Consider the following 25,011-nt stretch of genomic DNA (forward strand, 5'->3'; position numbering starts at 1 on the left):
GGCAATAAAAAACGGTGCGCTTTGGGCGCACCGTTTTTTGTGATCGGCAGAAAGAATCAGGCCTGAACCGGATCTTCTTCCTTGTGTGCTGTGTGCAGCACTTCAATCAGGCAGTCTTCGAGTTCGAAGCGCTCGTGCAGCAAGCCACCGAGCTCTTTGAATTTCTCGGCAACGCATTTGCCCTCATCGCACAGGTCATTGAACGCGAGCAGCTTCTCGGTGATAACGTCGATGCGCGGGTAGATCGTCTCGGCGAGTTCCAGACCGCGTTTGTCGTTGAACGCCTTGGCTTCGCCAGTCAGCTGTTCATAGATTTCGAAGTGCCCGGCCGAGACGTAATCGACCAACACGCCGCAGAATTCCTGCAAGGGCTTGCGGCTCTCGGACAGCGACTCAGGCTGCGCACCGAGATTGTCGTAGGCACCGATCAGATCTTCACGCTCCTGCAACCAGCGGTCGATCAGCAGATGAACTCCACCCCAACGTTCCTGAGCATTCTGACAACTTTCGAGCATGGCGATCTCTCTTCCCTTGTGGGTCATGCTGCTCTACACCCGCGCCCCTCTTCTGATTTTGGCTTGGGGGTCGGCCGGGCAGAGCGTCATCGAGCAACATAAATCCAATGACACGTGCGGGCCAGATTATGCCCGCACGCCTATGGCTTCAAGGTACGCAGGAGATAAAGTTCATACAAGTGTTTAATCCCGCAGCAGCACCGGGTGCGACGCTTCGCCGCTGAGCGGGCGTTGCAGAGCACTCCAGACCAGCCGTAACAATTGATACACCGCCAGAATCGAGACCGCGACAAAGAACAGCAGACTCCACTCCGGGATGCTCAGGTCGAACAGCGTCCAGGAAATTTCCGCACAATCGGTACCGCCACTAAACATCGTTTGCAGAGCACAGATCCACGGCAGACCACTGAACAGTGTCTCGGGGGCCGGTGTGCATTTGAGCAGTTGCAGCATCGGATCGCTCTGTATCAATACCTGCCGCCACGCCGCCGTGGTGCCCCCCAGACTCGCGCCCAGGGTCAACAGCCAGTAGAACCACAAACCGACACGCTTGGGTCCATGCACCGCCGCCAGACCGCTGGATGCGCACAGCAGCGTGAGGAACAGGCGCTGCACCAGGCACAAGCTGCACGGCGTCAGACCGACAGCATATTCAAGATAATAGGAAGCTCCCAGAGCAAAGGCCCCCGCAGTGAAAGCCATGAAGAACAAGGAGCGTGAGCAGGCCAACGACATGGCTTTTCCGTAACAGTAGAGACAGACGGTTACGGTAGAGGAAAGCGTGTCAGCCTTTCAAGGCGAGGCCCTGCCGACAGTTCACCAGAGGTGTAGGGAAAACCCGACAGGTTAGAGAGGAATTGGTGTAGCCCGACGTAGGAATTTACCTCGGGCACTCACTGGAGTTGAAATTCCAGCCACAAAAGTCAAGCGAGGGAGCATTCTCCCTCGCCTCTTTAGACGTGAGCCAGAACCGGTAACGGTGCCGCCAGCAGGCGTTCGTCCAGCAGCCCCAGGCCTTCCTGAAACAACTGGTTGCTGCGCTCGGTATCGCCCAACTGTGCGAGCAAGCGCGCCAGTTCCGCACAGGCTTCAGGATTGCGCTGCACACGCAGACTGCTTTCCAGATAATCCCGCGCCTTGCCCCACAGACTGGTTTGCAGACACAGTCGGCCGAGGGTCAGCAGCAAGCTCGGATCGTTCGGATGATCCTTCAGCCAACCTTCAGCGGTTTGCAACTGACGGGCCGGATCGCTACCGCGCACCAGACCGTAGAGACGGGCCAGATGACTGTCGTACTTGCGTTTGAGGGCGGTGCGCAGCACTTCCTCCGCTTCGACCTGAGCACCCAGCTGACGCAACTGTTCGGCATACGCCAGCACCAGCGGCGGCTCTTGCCGCTGCGCCGAGGTGAGCTGCTGCCATGCGCGCGTGAGTGATTGCAGGCCAACGCTCCCGTCCTCTTCACGTTGCGCCGCCAGCGAGAGGTTTTCACCCCAGGCACGACGCTCAAGTTCAGCCAGCTCGACAGGGGGCAGGACCTTGTCCTTGCGCAACTCCGGCAGTAAACGGATCACCGCCGACCACTCACCGCGCTGTTGATACAAGCGCTGCAACTGACGCAACGTCTGCGCATTGTGCGGGTGGCGATCATGCATCGCTTGCAGGGTCACCAAGGCACCGTCGGTGTCGCCACGGTCAGTCTGCAACTGCGCATGACTCAAGGCGATCGCCAGCTCGGCTTGAGGCTGACGCTCCAGCGCCCGCTCCAGCAATCGATCGCATTCCTCGTAATGTCCTTGTTCATTGGCCGCGCGGGCAGCGCCGAGGTAGTACAGCAGCGGCTGACGCTCGGCTTCTGCCGCTCGATAAAGATGACGCTGAGCGCTGGCCCAGCGACCTTCGGCCAGATCCAGTTGACCATGCTCGATTGCCACCTGGACACGTCGACTGCGGTTGCGGCGCGACCATGGATTGACCACACCACTGGAGGTCATGACCAATTCAACCAGCGTCTTAATGCCCCAGATCAGCAGCCACAACACCGCGATCACCGCCAGGGTCGCCCAAAGGCTCGCTTCGTAACGGAAGCTCTTGTAGGCAATCAGCACGTAGCCGGAATGCTGGGCCACCGCAAAGCCCAGCGCCGCCGTCGCCGCGATCACCAGAAACACGATCACATACAGGCGTTTCATGGCGTGGTCTCCTGCGCGGTGTTGGCGGCAGGTTTGGCGAAGGGTTTCACCGATTCTTCGGCGTTGACGTCGCGCCGCTCAAGATAGGCTTGCACCGCACTCAACGTGCCAGCCAGATCCGGAGTCGTGACCGTGACGGGTTCCTTGCTAAGCTCGGCGACCTGCTCCAGCATCACTTTGCTTTGCGGATTGTCCGGGTTGAAATTGCCCTTGAGCACATCCCGCGCCTCGGCCAACGCTTGGGTGTAGACCGGCGCCTGACCGTTGAGCGCAGCCCACTGCGCCTGCTCCAGCGCCAGGCTGAGGGCCAGACGCACCTGACTCAGGCTCTGCCCGGCAAGCAGCGGCCGCACATTTTTGTCGGCGTTGAAATCAATACGGATGTAGCGCGAGACCTGATCCCACCACTGCGCCCAACGACTGGCGCCGTCACCGTCGGCGGTCAGGCCCAGCAGCGATTCGCCGCGATCCTTGTACTCTGGCGCCAGTTCAGTGAGATCGATAACTTGATCGCGCAGCGCGCCGAGGCGCAGGAACAACCCGGTGCGATCCGGTTGCGTGGTACTGCGCAGCGCCACCAGGGTTTTCGCTACTTGCTCGCGAGCGGCGAAGGAGCCGGGATCGTTTTGCTCACGGAGGATTTCGTCAGCGCCCTGCACCAGCGCCTGAGCGCTGCTGATGTCCTGCAACGCCGACAGACGCAGGCTGGCCAGACGCAGCAGGTGCTCGGCCTCGGCCAGACGCCAGTCCTTGCGGCTGGCACCCAGTACCGTTTCCAGTCGTTGATTGAGGCGCTGTTGGTCGCCTTGAAGTTGCGTCACCAGACGCTGGCGCTCGGCAAGTTCGTCGGCACCCGGCAACTGCGCAAGGCGCTCGGTCAGACGCTGTTCATTGAGCTTCAAACTCTGCGCCTGATCGTTCAATGCCTGCACTTCACCGGACTGCTGCTGAGTGTTGGTCTGCAGGTGGCGGACCTGCCAGACACCCCAGCCACCGATCGCGACGCCGGCAGCGCCGAGCAACAGGGCGACGATGGCCAATCCATTGCCTCGGCGCGGCTCTGTGGCCGGTGGTGGAGTTTCAACCTGGGATTCAATCACAGGCTGGACGTCATCTTTAGGCAAGGCTGTTTCGCTCACGTATCCATCCTTTGCATTAAAAAACGGGTTCGGGATGCTCCCGTAACGCCGCCAGCAAAGCCGCGGCACTCGCGCCGCGGCAATCCACAACTGTTTGAGCCCCGGCGGCACGTGCCAGCTCGGCGACCCTTGGGCTTGGTACAAACAACGGCAACTGCGCGACGGTCGGCCAGACATCGCCGGCCATTTGGCGCAGGTGCTCGAAACCCTGTCCACTGCTGACCACCAGCCCGTTCAAGCGTTCCGCTGCGATCCGTCGTGGCAGCTCTTGCGGCGCATAGGCTGGCAGGTCGCGTCGATACAATTCCAGATACTCGACACTAGCACCTAGCTCACGCAGGCGCTCGGCGAGCAGCTCTCGGCCGCCCTCTCCGCGCAGGATCAAGACCTGCGCACCGGGCTGGCTGAGCGCCTCACGCAGACGCGGCAATAGCAGCAAGGCTTCGCTGTCATCGCCGTCCGCCGGATAGCTGACGTCCAGACCATGATCGCGAAGAATCTGTGCCGTCGCCGCGCCGACGCTGAACCAAGGCATCGTCAACGAACGCGAGCCATCGAGCAGATCCAGCGCAATGCGTGCCGCCGGTTTGCTGACCACGATTACCGCGTTGCAACTCGGCAACTGCGCAATTGCCTGACGAATCTTGTCAGAAACCGGTAGCGCGACAATGTCCAGAAGCGGCAGACAATGACTGAAAACACCCTGCGCCGCCAACGTCTGCGCCAGCGCCGCACAGTCTTCTGCAGGACGCGTGAGCAGCAGGCGCCAGCCGGTCACTCGTGACCTGCCTCGCCGTAGACCGCTTTGAGAATGTCATCAGCACCCTGGCTGAGCAGGTCTTCGGCAACTTTTACGCCCAGCGCTTCGGCATCGGCACGCGGTGCCCGGGCATCGGCGCTGAGCAGCTTGCCACCACTCGGCTCGCCAACCAGGCCACGCAACCACAACTGCTCGCCTTCAAGCACGGCGTAGCAGGCGATCGGAACTTGGCAGCCGCCGTTCAGATGTTTGTTGAGGGCACGTTCGGCGGTCACGCGCGACGAGGTATCGGCGTGATGCAACGGTGCGAGCAAGGCGTGGATTTGCGTGTCGGCGCTGCGGCATTCGATACCGACCGCACCCTGGCCACCGGCTGGCAGACTGTCGTCGACGCTGATGGCCGAAGTGATGCGATCTTCGAAACCGAGACGGATCAGACCGGCTGCCGCAAGAATGATCGCGTCGTACTCGCCAGCATCAAGCTTGGCCAGGCGGGTATTGACGTTGCCGCGCAGAAAGCGGATTTGCAGATCCGGGCGACGGGTCAGCAGCTGCGCCTGACGACGCAGACTCGAAGTACCGACGATGCTGCCGGCCGGCAACGCCTCCAGACTTGCATAAGTATTGGAAACGAAGGCATCACGCGGATCTTCACGTTCGCAGATGCAGAACAGACCGAGGCCTTCAGGGAAATCCATCGGCACGTCTTTCATCGAATGCACGGCGATATCGGCTTCGTTCTCCAGCAGCGCGGTTTCCAGTTCTTTGACGAACAGGCCCTTGCCGCCGATCTTCGACAGCGGCGAATCGAGCAGCTTGTCGCCGCGACTGACCATGGGCACCAGCGTCACCAGCAGGCCCGGGTGGGCCGCTTCCAGACGGGCTTTAACGTATTCGGCCTGCCAGAGGGCCAGCGCACTTTTACGGGTGGCGATGCGGATTTCGCGAGAGGACATGGATCAATCCGTACTGAATAGATACGGCGGATAATAACAGCTCAGCCAAATCCACTTTGACTTGAATCAGAAACGGCGTGGCCTCCCTGGCCGGCAATGCCTGGTAAAGGAACGAGGAGCCGCCCGGAATGACCGGGCTACAGCCCCTGCATCATCTTGCGCACACCGGCCACATGGCGACGACTGACAATCAGCGCATCACCATTCAGACCTTTGAGGAACAGCTGGAAATGCCCCAGCGGCGTGCGTTGCAGTCGTTCAATGCGATCGCGGGCGACCAGTGCGTTGCGGTGGATACGCACGAAGCGTTCGCCGAATTCGTCTTCAAGGGCTTTGAGCGGTTCGTCCAGCAGCACCTCACCGGCTTCGTGACGCAGGGTCACGTATTTGTGGTCGGCAATGAAATAGACCACCTGATCCAGCGGGATCAGTTCGATGCCTTTGCGGGTGCGCGCACTGATGTGGCTGCGCGGCCCGGTGCCACTTTCGGCAGCGGGACGGGTCAGGGCCGAGAGTTGCGCCCGATTGGGACGTTCAGCCCGTTTCAGGGCGTCATGCAGATGTTCGGTTCGCACGGGTTTCACCACATAGCCCACGGCGCTGGCCTGCAGGGCTTCCACGGCAAATTCATCGGGGCTGGTGCAAAACACCACGGCCGGCGGCGTTTCGCGTTCGCACAGACGGGCAGCAACCTGCAAGCCATCGAGGCCCGGCATGCGGATATCGAGTAGCACGATATCCGGCTTGTGGCTGTCGATCAGTGCCAACGCCTCTTCGCCATTCGTGGCGCTGGGCTCCAGAACTGTATAACCCTCAAGCTCACTCACCATTCGGCTGAGGCGCTCGCGAGCCATGGGTTCGTCATCAACGATCAGGACATTCATATTGCGCTGGATTCCTGCGTGAGTCTCGCACAAGGATAGCGTAGACAGGTGAAGTGACGTCCGTCACCGCGATCCACGCTAAGACTAGCCCGAGCGCCAAAAAGTGCCGTACGTCGGCCAGCAATATTTGCCAGTGTCCGGGTCGTACTGCTCGAAGCCCGCTGTTTCCTGCGTTTCTCACGGCGATTGCCGAAGGACAATTACACCCACCCCCCTCTTCTTATAGTCGGCGGCCAGACCTTTGCGCGGTCCGCAGCTGCGTCGACCCTTATGTCCAACTGTAGACGTTCGTCGGGCCGATATTGCTCAATCGAAAAATATCCTTGCGCAAAACCGCCGCGGTCAGCGCCGACTATGGCGCAGACAATGAGAAAAAAACGTATCGACCAGTGTCAACGACAGGATTGGCAACCCTGTTATTATCCGCGCCAGCGTTTCACGCCTTTTTTCTTCAAGCCGATACGAGCGAATTCATGAGCACTGACAAGACCAATCAGTCCTGGGGCGGCCGCTTCAGTGAACCCGTCGACGCCTTCGTCGCCCGCTTCACCGCCTCCGTCACTTTCGACCAGCGCCTGTATCGCCACGACATCATGGGCTCGATCGCCCACGCCACCATGCTGGCCAAGGTCGGCGTGCTGACCGATGCCGAGCGCGACAGCATCATCGATGGCCTGAAGACCATTCAGGGCGAAATCGAGGCCGGCCAGTTCGACTGGCGCATCGACCTCGAAGACGTGCACATGAACATCGAAGCACGCCTGACCGACCGCATCGGCGTCACCGGTAAAAAGCTGCACACCGGGCGTAGCCGTAACGACCAGGTCGCCACCGACATCCGCCTGTGGCTGCGTGACGAGATTGATCTGATCCTCGCCGAAATCACCCGCCTGCAAAAAGGCCTGCTCGAGCAAGCCGAGCGCGAAGCCGCGAGCATCATGCCGGGCTTCACTCACTTGCAGACTGCACAGCCGGTAACCTTCGGGCACCACATGCTGGCCTGGTTCGAAATGCTCAGCCGCGACTACGAGCGTCTGGTCGACTGCCGCAAACGCACCAATCGCATGCCACTGGGCAGCGCCGCGCTGGCCGGCACCACCTACCCGATCGACCGTGAATACACCGCGCAACTGTTAGGCTTCGACGCAGTGGGCGGCAACTCGCTGGACAACGTTTCCGATCGCGATTTCGCCATCGAATTCTGCTCGGCCGCGAGCATCGCGATGATGCACCTGTCGCGCTTCTCCGAAGAGCTGGTGCTGTGGACCAGCGCGCAGTTCCAGTTCATCGATCTGCCGGACCGCTTCTGCACCGGCAGCTCGATCATGCCGCAAAAGAAAAACCCCGACGTGCCAGAGCTGGTACGCGGCAAGACCGGCCGTGTGTTCGGCGCACTGATGGGCCTGCTGACCCTGATGAAAGGCCAGCCACTGGCCTACAACAAGGACAACCAGGAAGACAAAGAGCCGCTGTTCGACGCCGCCGATACCCTGCGCGACTCGCTGCGGGCCTTTGCCGACATGATCCCGGCGATCAAACCGAAGCACGCGATCATGCGTGAAGCGGCGCTGCGTGGCTTCTCCACCGCAACCGATCTGGCGGATTACCTGGTGCGCCGTGGTCTGCCATTCCGTGATTGCCACGAAATCGTTGGCCACGCGGTGAAATACGGCGTGGACACCGGTAAGGATCTGGCCGAGATGAGCCTGGAAGAACTGCGTCAGTTCAGCGACCAGATCGAGCAGGATGTGTTTGCCGTGCTGACACTGGAAGGCTCGGTGAATGCTCGCGACCATATCGGCGGCACTGCGCCGGCGCAGGTCAAGGCTGCTGTGGTGCGTGGTCAAGCGCTGATCGCCAGCCGCTAACAGCAAAAGCCAAAAGCATCGCGAGCAGGCTCACTCCTACATTGGAATGCGTTCCCCTGTAGGAGTGAGCCTGCTCGCGATAGCTGCTTTCAACTCACTACAAAACTCACTTCTTGGCAGCGATCATCGCCAAAAACGCCGGCATCGCAGCCTCTTTGTCTGCTGCAATCTTCTGCACATGCGGATTCTGCTCAAGCCGCTCCAGCAGCGCCTTCGCCTGCGGTAACTCCGCCAGCAAATCAATCCCGAACAGCTTCTGCCCGACCGCACAGGCCAGCGGCACGCTGTAGAGGAAATACAAATCCGCGATGCTCAGACTGTCGCCCGCCACGTACGGGGCGAACTTGCCGTGTCGTCCCAGCGCAGCAAAACCCAGCAGCAATTCGGTCTTGGTCTTTTCCTTGATCGCGTCCGGCAGGGTCATGCCGAAGAACGCTTCACCGTAGCAAGCACGGCCCGGCAGCTCGATGTACAGCTCGATTTCCTTGGCAATCGCCAACACCTGCGCGCGCCCGAACGGATCGCTCGGAAGCAGCGGTGTGCCTTTCTGGGTTTGTTCGAGGTATTCGAGGATGATCGCGGTTTCGTTGATAAACCCGGCGTCCACGCCCAGCACCGGCACTTTGCCGCGCGGGCTGATGGCCAGAGACTCCGGTGTCTGCGTCGGGTAGAACGTGACCTCTTCGAACGGCAGGCCTTTTTCCAGCAGCGCCAGTTTGACCATGTTGTAGTAGTTGCTGACTGAGAATCCGTAGAGCTTGAACATCACATAGCCTCCAGGCCGTGCGGGGTGGGCAGTGCGTGTTTATAGATCGTGCAGGCGATTCGCGCCAGCAGCATCACCCCACTGAATGCGGGTAAACTGGCGCCTTTCCTTGAGGAGCCTGCCATGAGCGAGCCGACAGACATCGACAATGACAACGACGAAGAAGAGTTCACCGAGGCTACTTTGATCGAAGCCATCGAGAACCAGATCGAAAGCGACAACCCGCCAGCGGCCAAGGCAACGTTCAACAAGCTGACGTTGGTGGGTGTCGAGCGCGAAGAGATCCTCAATCTGATGGCGCATGTGCTGGCTTACGAGATTGACGCGATGCTTGATGAAGACCGCGCATTTGATACTGAATGGTACGAAGCCGCGCTGCGTGCTCTACCTGAGCTGCCACCTGAAAAGCAGTAAACCCCGATCCTGTAGGAGTGAGCCTGCTCGCGATTGCGGTCTTTCAGAAAAATATTAGCTGACTGACACTGCGTCATCGCGAGCAGGCTCACTCCTACAATGTTTGTAACGTATCCATCCAGCCAACTCCCCGGCCCCGACTACACTGGAATCCGCCTCAAGACAAAATCCCTGATCTGAGCACTGGACATGCCGCAAAAGCGGGTTCACCTTAGGGACGCTGTCGTCCAATTCCTAGAAAGTCTGGAGTCCTTATGTCGCTTACCCCTGAGTTGGTTGCCGAACTGGAAGTCCTCGCACTCTTTCCCCTGGACAGTTCCCAGGAAGGTTTGAAAATTCATCAGACCGCTGCCCCGAAACATATTTCTGCCGCCAAACGCCTCTTTGAAAAAGACCTGACCGATCAGCCTGATGGCGGTTATCTGACCAGCCTCGGTCGCGACGCCGCACAAAATGTGCAAACCGTGCTGACCATTCTGAGAGAGCAAGAAACCGCCTGATTCTTCCCGACTTCGCCCACGGGAACTCCTGCCACGGGATTTCCGCGGGCCTGCCCGGTCGCCCGCGATAGAAATCTGACGTCAAAAAACAAATTCAGCTTAAAAGTCCCGCTGCGCTAAGGCTAAACTGCCTGACATTCCGAGACCCTCTACGTCCGTGCCTGCGAGCCGGTTTGAGCTGACATGACGCGCACACACGAAATCCGCCCCGACCTGGACGAAGGCATCGACCGCAAGGTACTCAGCCAACTGCGTGCGCGTTTTCTCAAACTCAACGAAGGCCGACTCGGCCGCGCCCTCGAAGGGTTGTCGCCACGCCAACAGAGCGTGCTGACGCTGTTGCCACTGTTCTTCCACGTCAATCATCCGCTGCTGCCGGGTTATGTCTCCGGCAGCACGCCGGCCGGCCTGTCGAATTACGAGCCGGACGCCAACACCCTCGCCGAAGCCCAGCGCCTGACCCGTTCGTTCTCCTACAAGCCGCGCCACGGCAGCAATCCACCGCGCCCGATCCACGGTCTGTTTCTGATGGGCAGCCTCGGCACGCTGGCGCAGGCCGACCAGAGCGACATGGACGTATGGGTCTGCCACGCGCCAGACTTGAGCGACAGCGAACTCGCCGAACTGAGCAAGAAATGCCAGTTACTGGAAGCCTGGGCCGCGAGTCAGGGCGCCGAGGCGCATTTCTTTCTGATCGATCCGGTGCGCTTCGTCAAAGGCGAACGCGACACCCAGCTCAGTTCGGAAAACTGCGGCACCACCCAGCATTACCTGCTGCTGGACGAGTTTTACCGCACGGCTATCTGGCTAGCCGGGCGCACACCCATCTGGTGGCTGGTGCCGGTCTACGAAGAAACCGCCTACGACCTTTACACCCATACCCTGCTGTCGAAGCGCTTTATTCGCGCCGACGAAACCCTCGATCTCGGTCATCTGGCGACCATTCCGCCGGGTGAGTTCATCGGCGCCGGGTTATGGCAACTGTTCAAAGGCATCGAATCGCCTTACAAATCGGTGCTGAAACTGCTGCTGACCGAGGTTTACGCCAGCGAACACCCGCAGGTGCAGTGTCTGAGCCTGCGCTTCAAAAAAGCCGTATTCGCCAACCAGCTGGATCTGGACGAGCTGGATCCCTACATGGTCGTGTACCGGCGCATCGAGGAATACCTCACCGCGCGCAATGAGCCGGAACGGCTTGAACTGGTGCGCCGCGCGCTGTACCTGAAGGTCAACCGCAAGCTCACCGGTAACAGCCGCACCCAGAGCTGGCAACGCTCGTTGCTGGAACGCCTGGCCAGCGAATGGCATTGGGATCAGCGTCAACTCGCCCTGCTCGACAGCCGCAGTCAGTGGAAGGTGCGTCAGGTCAGCGCCGAACGCCGCGCGCTGGTCAACGAGCTGAATTACAGCTATCGCTTCCTGACCCAATTCGCGCGTACCGAGCAGACCGTCAGCCTGATCAATAAACGCGACCTCAACGTCCTCGGTCGCCGGCTCTATGCAGCCTTCGAGCGCAAGGCCGCCAAGGTCGAGTTCATCAATCCCGGCATCGCCCCGGATCTGGCCGAAGACACTCTGACCCTGGTGCAATCGCGCAATAAAAAGGAACCGGGGCAGACCCAGTGGGGCCTGTATAACGGCAGCCTCACTGCACTGGAGTGGGAACACTTCGCGCCGATCAAGCGCAGTCGCGAGTTGCTTGAACTGCTGACCTGGTGTCACCGCAACGGCGTGATCGACAGCAGCACCCGCCTCGCTTTGCATCCCGGCACCAGCGACCTGAGCGAGTTCGAGCTGTTCAACCTGCTCGGCAGCCTGCAGCAGTGCATTGCCCTGCCCTTGCCCACCGTTGCGGAAGAGCCGTTGCTGCGTGCTGCGGTGCCGAGTGAAGTGCTGATGCTGGTCAACGTCGGCATTGATCCGCTCAAGCATCACCGCGACCTGAACATCCTGATGACCACCGAGCGCACCGACTCGCTGAGTTACGCCGGCGTGCGCGAAAACCTCGTGCTGACGCTCGACCAAGTGACGCTCAACAGCTGGAACGAAGTGCTGGTCAATCGTTTCGACGGGCCGCATGCCCTGCTCGATTGCCTGCGCGATTACCTCAACAATTTGCCACGCGGGTCCTTGCAGCCGTCGTTGAAGGTGCGTTGTTTCTGTCACAACCGTGCGCAGTTCATTGCCCGTCGTGTCGAGGAAATCGTCGACACCGCACAGAATCTGCTGCTCAGCGACTTGAATCACCGCTACCTGATCCAGGTGCAGCAGCACTATCACGTGCTGGAATTGGTACCTGGTCAGGTCAACCACGTCGCGCTCGCGACATTGCCAGCGTTGCTGGATTACCTCGGTGAAGAACAGCCGCGCTACAGTCCGCTGCATCTGGATCCGATGGCACTGGAAGATCACGACCTTGCGCTGATCCTGCCGATGGGCCAGCCGGAGTGCATTCAGGTCTTTTACCGCATCACCGAGCAACAGGCAGAGCTGTACGTGCTGGATGAGTTCAACGCGCTGTGGCAGCAGCATTTGCCCTATCACGACGAGCAAAGTCTGTTGGTGCCATTGCAGCGTTTCCTGCAATCGATCCTGTTCCGCCGCGAAGCCGTGCTGCCGATGGACGCCGGTCCGGATGCCCGCCTCGAAACTTTGTATTACCAGTTATTGCCTTCGGGTCCGGGGCGCGCGCGTCGTGTCGAAGCGCGGCCGGCACCGCAGACGCCGGTGAACAAGCCGTTCTACGACGTACAGGCAATCGTCGGCAAAGCCGCACCGGGCGAAGTGCAGGTCACCCTGTATTGCAATCAACGGGAATTCAGCGAGCTGGAACATGGCGACCAGCTGTTCAGCGTGGTCGCCCGGGAGATCGTCGAGCAGCGCCGCGACAGCGAACGCTATCGCTGCTACATCACCGACCTCGACCTTTCAGGCCTGCTCGGTGACGGGCAAAGTTCAAGCAATCTCTATCTGCGCTACAAGGCTGACCTGGAGCGCGCCCTGAACGAGGCGCTCGAACAGGTCTGAGGCGGGCCTACTCGCGGAAATCACCGCCGTTGGCCGGCTGCGATTCAACTTCCAGCAAAGTCAGTTTGAGGGTCTTGCCACCGGGTGCAGGCCAGTCGATGTGCTGACCGACTTTCAGGCCCAGCAACGCGCTGCCGACCGGAGCCAGGATCGAGATCTTGCCTTCATCGGCGTTGGCATCCTTGGGATAGACCAGCGTCAGGTGATAGTCCTTGCCACTGCCTTCTTCGCGGCAATGCACACGGGAATTCATGGTCACGACATCGGCGGGCACTTCATCGTGGCCGACCACGGTGTCGGCGCGGTCCAGCTCGGTTTGCAGCGCAATCACGCCCGGCGCAGCCTGGTCTTTCTCGTTCAGGTTGTCGATCAGGCGCTCCAGACGTTGCACGTCCAGACGGGTAAGGGTGATGGAAGGTGCGGTCATGATCCGGGCAGACTCCTTTCTTCTGCACACAAAAAAAGCAAAACCCCGCCAAAAAAGACGGGGTTTTCACCAGGCCTCGATGGGTTGAGGCGTGTTCGGACACTATCACAGCTCAAAAAATATACAAGTCACGCCCCGCCGCGCTGTTTGCGCTGCGACGCCTGCGCGCAAATCACCCGCCGCCGCTCATCGTCCGCCGAGCGCCATTCGCGGATATCTTCGACATGCCGGAAGCAGCCCAGACAGACCTTTTGTTCGTCCAGCCGGCACACGCCGCTGCACGGTGAAGGCACGGCCGGGCTGATGTTGCTGTAGAGCGGCTTCGGAGGCCGGGCGGGAGCGGTGTCAGTCACGGAATCACAGACCTTCGAAATCGAATTCGGCGTCGGCCTGCTGCTTGACGATACGCTCGAGCATTTCGCCCAGTTGCTCTTCGCTCTTGTCGCACATCCAGCGCTCGCTTTCTTCGTCGTAGTCGAAGTGGAAACCACCGGACACCGCCGCCAGCCACAGCTGACGCAGCGGCTCCTGACGGCTGAAGATCAGCTGCGAGCCGTTTTCGAACTTGACGGTGAGCACACCGGCCGAGTTCTCCATGTCGATATCCAGATCACTTTCGTCAAAGATGTCTTCCAGTTTTTCCTGGGTTTCATCGACCAGATCGTGAAAACGGGCTTCGGACAAACTCATTGCGGCAACCTCAAAAAATGTCTGATCAGGCTCAAGCGCCGAAAGATACGGACGCTGCCGGCCGATTGCAAAGATTAACGACCAAGCACCGATCGGCGTAACAAACCCGGTACCTGTGGGAGCGGGCTTGCCCGCGATGAGGCCGGCAAATTTAACATTGATGTCGATTGAACCACCGCAATCGCGGGCAAGCCCGCTCCCACAGGGTTTTATATGCTGGTGGGCAAGCCCCGCCGGACGGGAACCCCCTCGCATAGGCAAGCCGCCGGGTGGCCGGTATACTCCGGCGCAATTAACGCATTTTCAAGGATTTCGCCATGAAGCGCCTGATCTCTTCCCTTGCTGCGCTCGTCGCGGTTGCCTGCCTCGTTTCGGCCTGTGGTCAAAAAGGCCCGCTGTACCTGCCGGATGACGATCAGGACCCGGCCGAGCAAGCCCAGTCTTCGCAGAAGCAGCCGTCCAAAGCACACAAGCACGACGTTTACCAATAAGGGATCGCCATGGACGCTTTTAACTACCGTGGCGGGGAGCTGTTCGCGGAAGGTGTGGCGCTGTCCGCCATCGCCGACCGCTTCGGCACGCCCACCTACGTCTACTCGCGCGCACACATCGAAGCGCAGTATCTGGCTTACGCCGATGCGCTGGCCGGCATGCCGCATCTGGTGTGCTTTGCGGTCAAAGCCAACTCCAACCTCGGCGTGCTGAATGTCCTGGCCCGTCTCGGCGCCGGTTTCGACATCGTCTCCCGTGGTGAACTGGAGCGTGTACTGGCCGCTGGCGGCAGCGCTGACAAGATCGTCTTCTCCGGTGTCGGCAAGACCCGTGACGACATGCGTCGCGCACTGGAAGTCGGCGTGCACTGCTTCAACGTCGAATCCACCGACGAGCTCGAGCGTCTGCAAGTGGTTGCCGCTGAGCTGGGCGTTCGCGCGCCGGTATCGCTGCGCGTGAACCCGGACGTCGATGCCGGCACCCACCCGTACATTTCCACCGGTCTCAAAGAGAACAAGTTCGGCATCGCCATCGCCGACGCCGAAGACGTGTACGTGCGTGCCGCGCATCTGCCTAACCTGGAAGTGGTCGGTGTCGACTGCCACATCGGTTCGCAGCTGACCACGCTGCCACCGTTCCTCGATGCCCTCGACCGTCTGCTGGATCTGGTCGATCGTCTCGGCGATTGCGGCATTCACCTGCGCCACATCGATCTCGGTGGTGGTTTGGGCGTGCGTTATCGCGATGAAGAGCCACCATTGGCTGCCGACTACATCAAAGCCGTGCGCGAGCGTCTGAACGGTCGCGATCTGGCACTGGTGTTCGAGCCGGGCCGTTACATCGTTGCCAATGCTGGCGTGCTGCTGACTCAGGTCGAGTACCTCAAGCACACTGAACACAAAGACTTCGCCATCGTCGACGCGGCGATGAACGACCTGATCCGCCCGGCGCTCTATCAGGCGTGGATGGACGTCACTGCAGTCAAACCGCGTGACACCGCTGCGCGCAAATACGACATCGTTGGCCCGATCTGCGAAACCGGCGACTTCCTAGCCAAGGACCGCGAACTCGCACTGGAAGAAGGCGACCTGCTGGCTGTGCATTCGGCCGGTGCCTACGGTTTTGTGATGAGCTCCAACTACAACACCCGTGGCCGTGCCGCTGAAGTGCTGGTAGACGGTGATCAGGCTTTTGAAGTGCGCCGCCGCGAAACCGTGGCCGAGCTGTTTGCCGGCGAAAGCCTGCTGCCGGAGTAACCCATGCTGCTGCGTTTTACTAAAATGCACGGATTGGGCAATGACTTCATGGTTCTCGACCTGGTCAGCCAGCACGCGCATATTCAGCCAAAGCACGCCAAGCAATGGGGCGACCGCCACACTGGCATTGGTTTCGACCAGTTGCTGATCGTCGAGGCGCCGAGCAACCCGGACGTGGATTTCCGTTACCGGATCTTCAACTCCGACGGCTCTGAAGTTGAGCAGTGCGGCAACGGTGCACGCTGCTTTGCGCGCTTCGTGCTCGACAAGCGTCTGACCGCCAAACGGCAGATCCGCGTCGAGACCAAGGGCGGCATCATTGAACTGGACGTGCGTAACGACGGCCAGATCGGCGTGAACATGGGCGCCCCGCGTCTGGTGCCGGCGGATATTCCGTTCAACGCGCCAGCGCAAGCCATCAGTTATCAGCTGGAAGTCGACGGCACCACGGTCGAACTGGCCGCCGTGTCGATGGGCAACCCTCACGCAGTGCTGCGTGTGCAGGACATCAACAGCGCACCGGTGCATGAACTGGGGCCGAAAATCGAACACCACCCGCGCTTCCCGGCGCGAGTGAATGTCGGTTTTCTCCAGGTCATCGACCGCAACCGCGCGCAGCTGCGCGTGTGGGAACGCGGCGCCGGGGAAACTCAGGCCTGCGGCACCGGCGCATGTGCAGCGGCTGTCGCTGCGATCAGCCAGGGGTGGATGGATTCGCCGCTATTGATCGACCTGCCCGGCGGGCGTCTGTCCATAGAATGGGCAGGCCCTGGCCAACCGGTGCTGATGACCGGTCCGGCAGTGCGTGTATACGAAGGACAAGTGCGTCTTTGAGTGAGCAGAAACCATGACCGATAAGCCTCAGGTACCCGCCCGACAGTCCGACGAATCAGCGTCCGAGAGCCTGGAGGCGGCAGCGGTTGCCGCATACCTCGAGGCGCATCCGGACTTCTTCGTCGAGCACGAAGAATTGCTGCCTGCCCTGCGTATTCCTCACCAGCGCGGCGACACCGTGTCGCTGGTCGAACGGCAGATGACCATCCTGCGCGACCGCAACATCGAAATGCGCCATCGGCTCTCGCAGTTGATGGACGTCGCCCGCGACAACGATCGCCTGTTCGACAAAACCCGCCGCCTGATTCTTTCCCTGATGGACGCCAGTAGCCTGGAAGACGTGGTGATCAGCGTCGAAGACAGTCTGCGCCAGGATTTTCAGGTGCCTTTTGTCAGCCTGATTCTGCTCGGCGATAACCCGGCACCGGTCGGCCGCTGGGTCACCCACGCCGACGCGCAGGTCGCCATCGGCGGTTTGCTCACCGAAGGCAAAAGCGTCAGCGGCAGCCTGCGCGAACATGAGCTGGACTTCCTCTTCGGCGAAGAACAGCGCAAGCAGATCGGCTCCACCGCTGTGGTCGCGGTCAGCCATCAAGGCATCCATGGCATTCTGGCGATCGCCAGCCGTGATCCGCAGCACTACAAGAGTTCGGTCGGTACGCTGTTCCTCAGCTACATCGCCGAAGTCATGGGCCGCGTGCTGCCACGGGTCAACAGCTCCCTGCGCTCGGTACGCTGAACATGGAACGGCAGCTGGACGCTTACTGCGAACACCTGCGCAGTGAGCGACAGGTGTCGCCGCACACGCTGTCAGCCTACCGCCGTGACCTCGATAAAGTCCTCGGCTGGTGCATCAAGCAGAACATTGGCAGTTGGGCCGCGCTCGATATTCAACGCCTGCGCAGCCTGATCGCCCGCCTGCACGCGCAAGGCCAGTCCTCGCGCAGCCTCGCCCGGTTGCTCTCGGCGGTGCGCGGGCTCTATCACTATCTGAATCGCGAAGGTCTTTGCGACCACGATCCGGCGACCGGTCTGGCGCCGCCGAAAGGCGAACGTCGCCTACCGAAAACCCTCGACACCGACCGTGCATTGCAACTGCTTGAAGGCGCGGTCGAGGACGATTTTCTTGCGCGTCGGGATCAGGCGATTCTGGAGTTGTTCTACTCCTCCGGTCTGCGCCTCTCCGAGCTGACCGGGCTCAATCTAGATCAACTCGACCTCGCCGATGGCATGGTGCAAGTGCTCGGCAAGGGCAGCAAAACCCGTCTGCTGCCGGTCGGTAAAAAGGCCCGCGAAGCCATCGAACAATGGCTGCCATTGCGCGCCATGACCAACCCGGCGGACGACGCCGTGTTCGTCAGCCAGCAAGGTCGACGCCTTGGCCCGCGAGCGATTCAGGTACGCGTCAAACTGGCCGGCGAGCGCGAACTGGGGCAGAACCTGCACCCGCACATGCTGCGGCACTCCTTTGCGAGTCACCTGCTGGAATCTTCGCAGGACCTGCGCGCCGTGCAGGAATTGCTCGGCCACTCAGACATCAAGACCACGCAGATCTACACCCATCTGGACTTCCAGCACCTGGCGGCGGTCTACGACAGCGCCCACCCACGGGCCAAACGCATGAAAGGCGATGATTCATGAGCATCCAGTTGATCACCTTCGACCTCGACGACACCCTCTGGGACACCGCGCCAGTGATCGTCAGCGCCGAAGCGGTATTGCGCGAATGGCTGAGCGAACACGCGCCGAATCTGGGCGCCGTGCCGGTGGAGCATTTGTGGGCGATTCGTGAGCGGGTGCTGACCAATGAGCCGGGGCTCAAGCATCGAATCAGCGCGCTGCGACGGCGCGTGTTGTTTCATGCGATGGAAGACGCTGGATATGCCCATGGCGAAGCCACCGACCTGGCAGACAAGGGTTTTGAAGTATTTCTGCATGCGCGGCATCAGATCGAAGTGTTCCCTGAAGTCGAGCCAGTGCTGGAAATTCTCGCCAATCACTATGCGCTTGGCGTGGTCACCAATGGCAATGCCGATGTGCGTCGATTGGGGCTGGCGGATTACTTCAAGTTTGCGCTGTGCGCGGAAGATATCGGCATCGCCAAACCGGATGCCCGGTTGTTTCATGAAGCCTTGCAGCGTGGTGGTGCTACAGCCGAAACTGCCGTGCACATCGGTGATCATCCGGGCGATGACATTGCCGGGGCGCAGCAGGCCGGGTTGCGGGCTATCTGGTTTAACCCGGCGGGCAAAGTCTGGGAAGCGGATCGCCTGCCGGATGCCGAGATTCGTAGCCTGACCGATTTGCCAGCCGTGCTTGCACGCTGGAATGCCACCTCGAACTGACACAGTTCCATTGTAGGAGTGAGCCTGCTCGCGATTGCGGTGTATCAGATACATCTGGGTTGACTGACACACCGCAATCGCGAGCAGGCTCACTCCTACAGGGGGTAGTGGCGCGTGCGGAATTCCAGGCATGAAAAAGCCCGCAGCGACGGCGGGCTTTTTCAGCAAGACAGCGGCACGCCTCAGATAGGGCGGCTACCGTACTTGTTGTCCGGCTTCTTCGGCGGATCGGCGACCACATTGGCCTCCACTTCCTGAACCTTGCCGCCACGGGACAGGAACTCTTCCATGGCCTTGGCCAGGGCGTCGCGCTCCTTGTTCTTGGCTTCAATGCTCGGCAATTCGTCTACCGACACCGCAGCCTTGGCTTTGCCTTTGGCAGCCGGGGCCGGCGTATCGTCGCCACCATCGTCGTCAGCAACGTCTTCCGCTGCTGCTTCCAGGCCTTCCTCGGCCTCGTCTTCGTCGCCTACTTCGAGGTCGTCGTTTTCCAGATCATCGTCGCTCATGTTCTACCTCATGACTTGCGAAAAGCAGATTAGTTATAGACCAGCTTTGGCAACTGTCGAAAGTCGCCGTTAAAAAATCAGTAACCATTGGTGACCAACGGTTTATGCCCCTTCACCGTGCAAGGTGGCGAGGACTTTTCGAGCACCGCCATGATCACGGTGCTCGCCCAGATAAACGCCTTGCCAGGTCCCCAATGCCAGGCGACCCGCCGAAACCGGCAGACTGATCTGGCAGCCAAGTACGCTGGCCTTGAAGTGCGCCGGGAGGTCGTCCAGGCCTTCGTCGTTATGCTCATAGCCGTCTGTTCCTTGTGGGATCAGACGATTGAAAAATCGTTCGAAGTCGCGACGTACCGCCGGATCGGCGTTCTCGTTGATGGTCAACGACGCCGAGGTATGCTGCAGCCACAAATGCAACAGACCGACCCGGCACTCCCTGAGTTCAGGCAGGCCTTTGATCAACTCGTCCGTTACCAGATGAAAGCCCCGGGGCCGTGCCCGCAGGGTTATCAGAGTCTGTTGCCACATACAGTTCTCCGCACGTTCGGGGCGCATTCTAGCGCGCTCTGGGAAAAAACAAAGGCCCTAATATTCCTGCAATGATGTAAGCCATTGGCCGCAGAAAAACGCCCGTCGTAAACACGACCAAAGCCGTACGAAAAATCCTTTCAGCCTTCAACTCAATGACAAATTCCAGACAAAAAAATGCCCGGCGAACCGGGCAAGTTTTTTAATGCGCGTACTTACAGGTTGTAGCCGCGTTCGTTGTGTTGTGCCAGATCGAGGCCGACCGACTCTTCTTCCTCGGTCACACGCAGACCCATCACGGCGTCGAGGACTTTGAGGATGATGAAGGTGACGATCGCGGTGTAGATCACCGTGAAGCCGACGCCTTTGACCTGAATCCACACTTGCGCGCCAATATCGGTCACGGTGCCGAATCCACCCAGCGCCGGAGCTGCGAACACACCGGTAAGGATCGCGCCGAGGATACCGCCGATACCGTGTACGCCAAACGCGTCCAGGGAATCGTCATAACCGAGTTTGCGTTTCAGGGTGGTGGCGCAGAAGAAGCACACCACGCCTGCGGCCAGACCGATGACCAGTGCGCCCATCGGGCCCACGGTGCCGGCAGCCGGAGTGATCGCTACCAGACCGGCAACCACACCCGATGCGATACCCAGTGCGCTTGGCTTGCCGTGGGTGACCCACTCGGCAAACATCCAGCCCAGTGCGGCAGCAGCGGTAGCGATCTGAGTGACCAGCATCGCCATGCCAGCGGTGCCGTTGGCCGCTGCAGCGGAACCGGCGTTGAAGCCGAACCAGCCGACCCACAGCATCGCCGCGCCCATCAGGGTGTAACCGAGATTGTGCGGAGCCATCGGGGTGGTCGGGAAGCCTTTACGCTTACCCAATACCAGGCAGCAAATCAGACCGGCCACACCGGCGTTGATGTGCACCACGGTGCCGCCCGCGAAGTCGAGCACGCCCCAGTCCCACATCAGGCCGCCGTTGCCGGACCAGACCATGTGTGCGATCGGTGCATAAACCAGGGTGAACCAGATGCCCATGAAGATCAGCATCGCGGAGAACTTCATCCGCTCAGCGAACGCACCGACGATCAGCGCCGGGGTGATGATCGCGAAGGTCATCTGGAAGGTGATGAACACCGCCTCAGGAAACAGCGCCGCAGGACCGGTCAGGCTCGAAGGCGTGACACCGGCGAGGAACGCCTTGCCCATGCCGCCGAAGAACGAGTTGAAGTTGACGACGCCCTGCTCCATGCCGGTGGTGTCGAACGCAATGCTGTAGCCATAAATGACCCACAGGATGCTGATCAGACCGGTAATGGCGAAGCACTGCATCATCACGGAAAGAATGTTTTTCGAGCGAACCATGCCGCCGTAGAACAGCGCCAGGCCCGGGATGGTCATGAACAGCACGAGGGCTGTCGAGGTGAGCATCCAGGCGGTGTCGCCGGAATTGAGGACCGGGGCCGCCACTTCGTCTGCCGCCATTGCAAGGCTTGGCATTACGATAGACAACAGGGCTCCTAGCCCTGCGAATTTACGCAGAGTCATATTGTTTTCTCCTGGGGCGTTGGGGTTTGTGGCGGCGCTTAGATCGCGTCTGTATCGGTTTCGCCGGTACGGATGCGAATCGCCTGTTCCAGATTGACCACGAAGATCTTGCCGTCACCGATCTTGCCGGTGTTGGCCGCTTTGGTTATCGCCTCGATAACCCGATCCAGATCCTTGTCGTCGATGGCCACGTCGATTTTCACCTTGGGCAGAAAATCGACCACATATTCCGCGCCGCGATACAGCTCGGTGTGACCCTTCTGCCGGCCGAAGCCTTTGACTTCAGTAACGGTAATGCCCTGCACGCCGATTTCGGACAGCGACTCGCGCACGTCGTCCAACTTGAACGGCTTGATGATGGCAGTGACTAGCTTCATGAAACTCTCTCCCGAATTGGTGGACTTGCCCCAGGAAAACAAACCCGACTCAAGTCTAAGCGCAGTGCCTGGCTTTGTAACGCATCGTCGGCCGTACCTGCCCGACTGACGCCAGCTAACCGCTGCTGACGAAACTCCCCGCTCCGTCTGCCGCACTGCATTCGTCACAGCGACTGCATCAGTGCATGGGTCGAAGGTGACTAAGCAGAAACCTTGCCATCTCGCCAAAATCCCCTGATTTCAATCCCTTGGCCGCTGCTGCAAGCCATCGCGCCCGAAACGCCATCCGGATACGCACAACAACGGTGCGTCGCCGTCCGTGCGCCTGCGCGAAAAGCGTGCATCCCTGACCACGAGATTGACTATAGACACTGCGTGATACACTGCCGGCCATTGTTTCCAGGACATCCACCATGCTCGCGCCCAAAGACTTCCTCGACGCCCTGAGCGGCACCGCCTCCCGCCTCTTCAGCGGCGACACCCCGCTACCGAAAGCCGAAATCGAAAGCCAGTTCAAGATGCTGCTGCAGAGTGCCTTCAGCAAACTCGACTTGGTCAGCCGTGAAGAATTTGATAGCCAGATGGTTGTGTTGGCGCGCACTCGCGCCCGCCTCGAAAGCCTCGAAGCTAAAGTTGCCGAGATGGAAGCGAAGCTGACGCCGCCCGCCGAGTAAAACTGCAACGCCTGAGCAAAAATACCTTCAATTTTGCTAATAGAAATTAAACCGCTCCTGCCGAAGCAGGAGCGGTTTCCGTCAGATCAATCCTTTACAACGAATTATTCCAACGGTCTCGCAGAATCTCGTACAGGCGAAAAGCCCATAACGCGATCCTGACGAGGCGCCACATATGTTTAAGAAACTTAGACATACTTTGGCCCTCCTTGCGTGGGGCCAAACCTCCGATGTGCTTTCCGGCGTACGAACACCTTCGGGACTGCACGTGAGTGTGTCCGCTAAGGCGGCCGGTTGTGGGCTCCCCAAAACCAGCACCGGCACGGGTCTCACACCGTGTCGAGGAACATGAAATCTTTAGGCTCCCGACCACACTTTACGAATACTCAATGCGTGGGCATCGTCGTCTCGGATTTTATTGCAAGCTCCCAGAGGCAATTTAAACAAGGTGTATCAAGCCATGAAGCTAGTGGTCGGACATGAATAAAGCAGTCCACTCCAGAACCGGGTTGATAAGCGAAGGATGACTTTTGCACTTGCACCCTTGAGCAAAGGTGCATAGTCTCAGCGAACGTGAGTGTGTCCGCTAAGGATGCGCAGGCCTTGGCCTCACCGAAGCCTGCATACAAAAAAACCGCCTCCTCAAGGCGGTTTTTTTACGCTTGAAGGTTACTGTCTCCTGCAACATCCGGTGAACATTCACCCATAGAACCCACCTACCAACATCTTCTCCCCAGGCTACCCTTCAAAAACCCGCAGGAAGCGGCCCCCGATTCAGCTCAAGGAACGACCATGTCCCTCTCCATCGTCCACAGTCGCGCCCAGATTGGCGTGGAAGCCCCCGCTGTCACCGTCGAAGTCCATCTGGCCAATGGTCTGCCATCGCTGACCATGGTCGGCCTGCCCGAGGCGGCGGTGAAGGAGAGCAAGGATCGGGTGCGCAGCGCGATCATCAATTCCGGGCTGCAGTTTCCGGCGCGGCGGATCACCTTGAATCTGGCGCCGGCCGATCTGCCCAAGGATGGCGGGCGGTTTGATCTGGCGATTGCCTTGGGGATTCTCTCGGCGAGTGTGCAGGTGCCGTGTCTGACGCTGGATGATGTGGAATGTCTGGGTGAATTGGCGTTGTCCGGCGCAGTGCGAGCGGTGCGTGGCGTGTTGCCGGCGGCACTGGCGGCGCGCAAGGCTGGACGGGCACTGGTGGTGCCGCGGGCGAATGCCGAGGAGGCGTGCCTGGCTTCGGGGTTGAAGGTGTTTGCGGTGGATCATTTGCTGGAGGCGGTGGCGCACTTCAATGGGCATACGCCGGTTGAGCCCTATGTGTCCGACGGGTTGATGCACGCCAGCAAGCCTTATCCCGACTTGAATGAAGTGCAGGGGCAACTGGCGGCAAAACGGGCGCTGCTGATTGCTGCTGCGGGTGCGCATAACTTGTTGTTCAGCGGGCCGCCGGGAACCGGCAAAACCTTGTTGGCCAGCCGGTTACCGGGACTGTTGCCACCGTTGGTTGAGAGTGAAGCGCTGGAAGTCGCGGCGATTCAGTCAGTCGCCAGCGGTGCGCCGCTGACCCATTGGCCGCAGCGTCCGTTCCGCCAACCGCACCACTCGGCATCCGGGCCGGCACTGGTCGGTGGCAGTTCAAAACCGCAACCCGGCGAAATCACCCTGGCCCACCACGGCGTGCTGTTCCTCGATGAGCTGCCGGAGTTTGATCGCAAGGTGCTGGAGGTTTTACGCGAGCCTTTGGAGTCCGGGTTCATCGTGATCGCCAGGGCCAAGGACCGCGTGCGTTTCCCCGCGCGCTTTCAGTTGGTGGCGGCGATGAACCCTTGCCCCTGTGGATATCTTGGTGAACCCAGTGGCAAGTGCTCGTGCACGCCGGATATGGTTCAGCGTTATCGCAACAAGTTGTCGGGCCCCCTGTTGGACCGGATCGACTTACACCTGACGGTAGCGCGGGAGGCGACAGCGCTGAACCCTGCGGTAAAGCCAGGAGAAGACAGCGCCAGTGCGGCCGCGTTGGTAGCCGAGGCCCGTGAACGACAACAGAAACGCCAGGGATGTGCCAATGCGTTTCTTGATCTGCCAGGCCTGCGTCGCCACTGCAAGTTATCCACAGCCGATGAGGCCTGGCTGGAATCAGCCTGTGAACGGCTGACCCTGTCACTGCGCTCGGCGCACCGGTTGCTCAAGGTCGCCAGAACGTTGGCCGATCTGAGCCAGGAAAAAGACATTAAACGCGAACACCTGGCGGAGGCTTTGCAGTATCGGCCGGCAACGCAATGAAAATGACAGCGCGGCTCGC

General features: G+C 60.1%; 27 protein-coding genes and 1 pseudogene. 12 read left to right on the plus strand and 16 right to left on the minus strand.

The features are described from left to right. Positions 1-56: 56 nt before the first annotated feature. The 8 genes and pseudogenes from U6037_RS28095 to U6037_RS29595 form a co-directional block, all read right to left on the minus strand. Positions 57-515 (minus strand): Rsd/AlgQ family anti-sigma factor, encoded by a 459-nt coding sequence (locus tag U6037_RS28095; protein WP_053124949.1) that lies wholly within the window; start codon positions 513-515, stop codon positions 57-59. A gap of 183 nt (positions 516-698) precedes the next feature. Beyond that, positions 699-1,250 (minus strand): disulfide bond formation protein B, encoded by a 552-nt coding sequence (locus U6037_RS28100; protein WP_322845222.1) that lies wholly within the window; start codon positions 1,248-1,250, stop codon positions 699-701. Between the two features lie 218 nt (positions 1,251-1,468). Next, positions 1,469-2,707: a heme biosynthesis protein HemY gene (locus U6037_RS28105; protein ID WP_322845223.1), complete on the minus strand. Its 1,239-nt coding sequence runs from the start codon at positions 2,705-2,707 to the stop codon at positions 1,469-1,471. Continuing rightward, positions 2,704-3,846, minus strand: coding sequence for a uroporphyrinogen-III C-methyltransferase (locus tag U6037_RS28110; RefSeq protein WP_322845224.1), 1,143 nt, complete (start codon positions 3,844-3,846; stop codon positions 2,704-2,706). The genes U6037_RS28105 and U6037_RS28110 overlap by 4 nt, the downstream gene beginning before the upstream one ends. A 16-nt stretch (positions 3,847-3,862) precedes the next feature. After that, entirely contained in the window at positions 3,863-4,624 is a 762-nt protein-coding gene (locus tag U6037_RS28115; RefSeq protein ID WP_322845225.1) for a uroporphyrinogen-III synthase, read from the minus strand. Next, positions 4,621-5,562, minus strand: coding sequence for a hydroxymethylbilane synthase (hemC, locus tag U6037_RS28120; protein ID WP_322845226.1), 942 nt, complete (start codon positions 5,560-5,562; stop codon positions 4,621-4,623). Before hemC ends, U6037_RS28115 begins: the two co-directional genes overlap by 4 nt. Before the next feature lie 137 nt (positions 5,563-5,699). Beyond that, complete coding sequence (locus U6037_RS28125; RefSeq protein WP_242207694.1) at positions 5,700-6,446, minus strand: LytR/AlgR family response regulator transcription factor; 747 nt, start codon at positions 6,444-6,446, stop codon at positions 5,700-5,702. Beyond that, a pseudogene (locus U6037_RS29595) lies at positions 6,443-6,583 on the minus strand (sensor histidine kinase); the annotation flags it as partial. The pseudogene U6037_RS29595 and the gene U6037_RS28125, both read right to left, overlap by 4 nt. A 336-nt stretch (positions 6,584-6,919) precedes the next feature. Between U6037_RS29595 and argH the strand changes: the two are divergent. After that, positions 6,920-8,314, plus strand: coding sequence for an argininosuccinate lyase (argH, locus tag U6037_RS28130; RefSeq protein ID WP_007911110.1), 1,395 nt, complete (start codon positions 6,920-6,922; stop codon positions 8,312-8,314). A gap of 106 nt (positions 8,315-8,420) precedes the next feature. On the opposite strand, the gene U6037_RS28135 is transcribed toward argH, so the two are convergent. Beyond that, positions 8,421-9,080: a glutathione S-transferase gene (locus U6037_RS28135; RefSeq protein ID WP_322845227.1), complete on the minus strand. Its 660-nt coding sequence runs from the start codon at positions 9,078-9,080 to the stop codon at positions 8,421-8,423. A gap of 123 nt (positions 9,081-9,203) precedes the next feature. On the opposite strand from U6037_RS28135, the gene U6037_RS28140 reads away from it, so the two are divergent. The 3 genes from U6037_RS28140 (at position 9,204) to U6037_RS28150 (ending at position 13,021) form a co-directional block, all read left to right on the plus strand. After that, a complete protein-coding gene (locus tag U6037_RS28140) occupies positions 9,204-9,494 on the plus strand; it encodes a hypothetical protein (RefSeq protein ID WP_150648999.1) in 291 nt (96 codons plus the stop codon). Between the two features lie 254 nt (positions 9,495-9,748). Beyond that, entirely contained in the window at positions 9,749-9,994 is a 246-nt protein-coding gene (locus U6037_RS28145; RefSeq protein ID WP_008084565.1) for a TIGR02647 family protein, read from the plus strand. 183 nt (positions 9,995-10,177) lie between these two features. Next, positions 10,178-13,021 carry a class I adenylate cyclase gene (locus U6037_RS28150; RefSeq protein ID WP_322845228.1) on the plus strand — a complete coding sequence of 948 codons (2,844 nt, stop codon included), beginning with the start codon at positions 10,178-10,180 and terminating at the stop codon, positions 13,019-13,021. A 7-nt stretch (positions 13,022-13,028) separates the two neighbouring features. On the opposite strand, the gene rnk is transcribed toward U6037_RS28150, so the two are convergent. From rnk to cyaY, 3 genes are all read right to left on the minus strand, one after another. After that, positions 13,029-13,448: a nucleoside diphosphate kinase regulator gene (rnk, locus tag U6037_RS28155; RefSeq protein ID WP_038359156.1), complete on the minus strand. Its 420-nt coding sequence runs from the start codon at positions 13,446-13,448 to the stop codon at positions 13,029-13,031. A 128-nt stretch (positions 13,449-13,576) separates the two neighbouring features. Next, entirely contained in the window at positions 13,577-13,801 is a 225-nt protein-coding gene (locus tag U6037_RS28160) for a DUF1289 domain-containing protein (protein ID WP_322845229.1), read from the minus strand. 4 nt (positions 13,802-13,805) lie between these two features. Continuing rightward, positions 13,806-14,138, minus strand: a complete 333-nt coding sequence (cyaY, locus tag U6037_RS28165; RefSeq protein ID WP_322845230.1) for an iron donor protein CyaY — start codon at positions 14,136-14,138, stop codon at positions 13,806-13,808. Positions 14,139-14,455: 317 nt separating this feature from the next. Between cyaY and lptM the strand changes: the two genes are divergently transcribed. From lptM to U6037_RS28195, 6 genes are read left to right on the plus strand one after another with little or no spacing between them, the layout of a single operon-like run. After that, on the plus strand, positions 14,456-14,629 hold the full coding sequence (lptM, locus tag U6037_RS28170) for an LPS translocon maturation chaperone LptM (RefSeq protein WP_007911098.1): 174 nt from the start codon (positions 14,456-14,458) through the stop codon (positions 14,627-14,629). 9 nt (positions 14,630-14,638) lie between these two features. After that, a complete protein-coding gene (gene lysA, locus U6037_RS28175) occupies positions 14,639-15,886 on the plus strand; it encodes a diaminopimelate decarboxylase (RefSeq protein ID WP_322845231.1) in 1,248 nt (415 codons plus the stop codon). Positions 15,887-15,889: 3 nt separating this feature from the next. After that, on the plus strand, positions 15,890-16,720 hold the full coding sequence (gene dapF, locus U6037_RS28180; protein WP_322845232.1) for a diaminopimelate epimerase: 831 nt from the start codon (positions 15,890-15,892) through the stop codon (positions 16,718-16,720). Positions 16,721-16,733: 13 nt separating this feature from the next. Next, positions 16,734-17,459, plus strand: a complete 726-nt coding sequence (locus U6037_RS28185; protein ID WP_053124974.1) for a DUF484 family protein — start codon at positions 16,734-16,736, stop codon at positions 17,457-17,459. Between the two features lie 2 nt (positions 17,460-17,461). Next, positions 17,462-18,361 carry a tyrosine recombinase XerC gene (gene xerC, locus U6037_RS28190; protein ID WP_053124977.1) on the plus strand — a complete coding sequence of 300 codons (900 nt, stop codon included), beginning with the start codon at positions 17,462-17,464 and terminating at the stop codon, positions 18,359-18,361. Beyond that, positions 18,358-19,065: an HAD-IA family hydrolase gene (locus U6037_RS28195; RefSeq protein ID WP_322845233.1), complete on the plus strand. Its 708-nt coding sequence runs from the start codon at positions 18,358-18,360 to the stop codon at positions 19,063-19,065. Before xerC ends, U6037_RS28195 begins: the two co-directional genes overlap by 4 nt. A gap of 182 nt (positions 19,066-19,247) precedes the next feature. Here U6037_RS28195 and sutA read toward each other — a convergent pair whose 3' ends face one another. The 4 genes from sutA to glnK form a co-directional block, all read right to left on the minus strand. Beyond that, entirely contained in the window at positions 19,248-19,574 is a 327-nt protein-coding gene (sutA, locus tag U6037_RS28200; RefSeq protein ID WP_007920420.1) for a transcriptional regulator SutA, read from the minus strand. A gap of 102 nt (positions 19,575-19,676) precedes the next feature. After that, positions 19,677-20,102, minus strand: a complete 426-nt coding sequence (locus U6037_RS28205) for a secondary thiamine-phosphate synthase enzyme YjbQ (RefSeq protein ID WP_102901435.1) — start codon at positions 20,100-20,102, stop codon at positions 19,677-19,679. A gap of 215 nt (positions 20,103-20,317) precedes the next feature. Further along, positions 20,318-21,655 (minus strand): ammonium transporter, encoded by a 1,338-nt coding sequence (locus U6037_RS28210; protein WP_016985874.1) that lies wholly within the window; start codon positions 21,653-21,655, stop codon positions 20,318-20,320. Positions 21,656-21,693: 38 nt separating this feature from the next. Continuing rightward, the gene (gene glnK / locus U6037_RS28215) at positions 21,694-22,032 is read right to left on the minus strand and encodes a P-II family nitrogen regulator (protein WP_002555808.1); all 339 of its coding nucleotides are present in this window, start codon (positions 22,030-22,032) and stop codon (positions 21,694-21,696) included. Positions 22,033-22,445: 413 nt separating this feature from the next. On the opposite strand from glnK, the gene U6037_RS28220 reads away from it, so the two are divergent. Both U6037_RS28220 and U6037_RS28225 read left to right on the plus strand, forming a co-directional pair. Beyond that, the gene (locus U6037_RS28220) at positions 22,446-22,706 is read left to right on the plus strand and encodes an accessory factor UbiK family protein (RefSeq protein WP_007920416.1); all 261 of its coding nucleotides are present in this window, start codon (positions 22,446-22,448) and stop codon (positions 22,704-22,706) included. 792 nt (positions 22,707-23,498) lie between these two features. After that, positions 23,499-24,992 (plus strand): YifB family Mg chelatase-like AAA ATPase, encoded by a 1,494-nt coding sequence (locus U6037_RS28225; protein WP_322845234.1) that lies wholly within the window; start codon positions 23,499-23,501, stop codon positions 24,990-24,992. Positions 24,993-25,011 lie beyond the last annotated feature (19 nt).

Source organism: Pseudomonas sp. B33.4 (assembly GCF_034555375.1).
Classification (GTDB): Bacteria; Pseudomonadota; Gammaproteobacteria; order Pseudomonadales; family Pseudomonadaceae; genus Aquipseudomonas.

Coding starts and splice junctions, on each gene's coding strand:
- U6037_RS28100 (WP_322845222.1), bottom strand. CDS start 1,250: ATGTCGTTGGCCTGCTCACGCTCCTTGTTCTTCATGGCTTTCACTGCG.
- U6037_RS28145 (WP_008084565.1), top strand. CDS start 9,749: ATGTCGCTTACCCCTGAGTTGGTTGCCGAACTGGAAGTCCTCGCACTC.
- xerC (WP_053124977.1), top strand. CDS start 17,462: ATGGAACGGCAGCTGGACGCTTACTGCGAACACCTGCGCAGTGAGCGA.
- hemC (WP_322845226.1), bottom strand. CDS start 5,562: ATGTCCTCTCGCGAAATCCGCATCGCCACCCGTAAAAGTGCGCTGGCC.
- U6037_RS28105 (WP_322845223.1), bottom strand. CDS start 2,707: ATGAAACGCCTGTATGTGATCGTGTTTCTGGTGATCGCGGCGACGGCG.
- U6037_RS28225 (WP_322845234.1), top strand. CDS start 23,499: ATGTCCCTCTCCATCGTCCACAGTCGCGCCCAGATTGGCGTGGAAGCC.
- cyaY (WP_322845230.1), bottom strand. CDS start 14,138: ATGAGTTTGTCCGAAGCCCGTTTTCACGATCTGGTCGATGAAACCCAG.
- U6037_RS28140 (WP_150648999.1), top strand. CDS start 9,204: ATGAGCGAGCCGACAGACATCGACAATGACAACGACGAAGAAGAGTTC.
- lptM (WP_007911098.1), top strand. CDS start 14,456: ATGAAGCGCCTGATCTCTTCCCTTGCTGCGCTCGTCGCGGTTGCCTGC.
- glnK (WP_002555808.1), bottom strand. CDS start 22,032: ATGAAGCTAGTCACTGCCATCATCAAGCCGTTCAAGTTGGACGACGTG.
- dapF (WP_322845232.1), top strand. CDS start 15,890: ATGCTGCTGCGTTTTACTAAAATGCACGGATTGGGCAATGACTTCATG.
- U6037_RS28220 (WP_007920416.1), top strand. CDS start 22,446: ATGCTCGCGCCCAAAGACTTCCTCGACGCCCTGAGCGGCACCGCCTCC.
- rnk (WP_038359156.1), bottom strand. CDS start 13,448: ATGACCGCACCTTCCATCACCCTTACCCGTCTGGACGTGCAACGTCTG.
- U6037_RS28095 (WP_053124949.1), bottom strand. CDS start 515: ATGCTCGAAAGTTGTCAGAATGCTCAGGAACGTTGGGGTGGAGTTCAT.
- lysA (WP_322845231.1), top strand. CDS start 14,639: ATGGACGCTTTTAACTACCGTGGCGGGGAGCTGTTCGCGGAAGGTGTG.
- U6037_RS28195 (WP_322845233.1), top strand. CDS start 18,358: ATGAGCATCCAGTTGATCACCTTCGACCTCGACGACACCCTCTGGGAC.
- argH (WP_007911110.1), top strand. CDS start 6,920: ATGAGCACTGACAAGACCAATCAGTCCTGGGGCGGCCGCTTCAGTGAA.
- U6037_RS28135 (WP_322845227.1), bottom strand. CDS start 9,080: ATGTTCAAGCTCTACGGATTCTCAGTCAGCAACTACTACAACATGGTC.
- U6037_RS28125 (WP_242207694.1), bottom strand. CDS start 6,446: ATGAATGTCCTGATCGTTGATGACGAACCCATGGCTCGCGAGCGCCTC.
- U6037_RS28210 (WP_016985874.1), bottom strand. CDS start 21,655: ATGACTCTGCGTAAATTCGCAGGGCTAGGAGCCCTGTTGTCTATCGTA.
- sutA (WP_007920420.1), bottom strand. CDS start 19,574: ATGAGCGACGATGATCTGGAAAACGACGACCTCGAAGTAGGCGACGAA.
- U6037_RS28150 (WP_322845228.1), top strand. CDS start 10,178: ATGACGCGCACACACGAAATCCGCCCCGACCTGGACGAAGGCATCGAC.
- U6037_RS28185 (WP_053124974.1), top strand. CDS start 16,734: ATGACCGATAAGCCTCAGGTACCCGCCCGACAGTCCGACGAATCAGCG.
- U6037_RS28205 (WP_102901435.1), bottom strand. CDS start 20,102: ATGTGGCAACAGACTCTGATAACCCTGCGGGCACGGCCCCGGGGCTTT.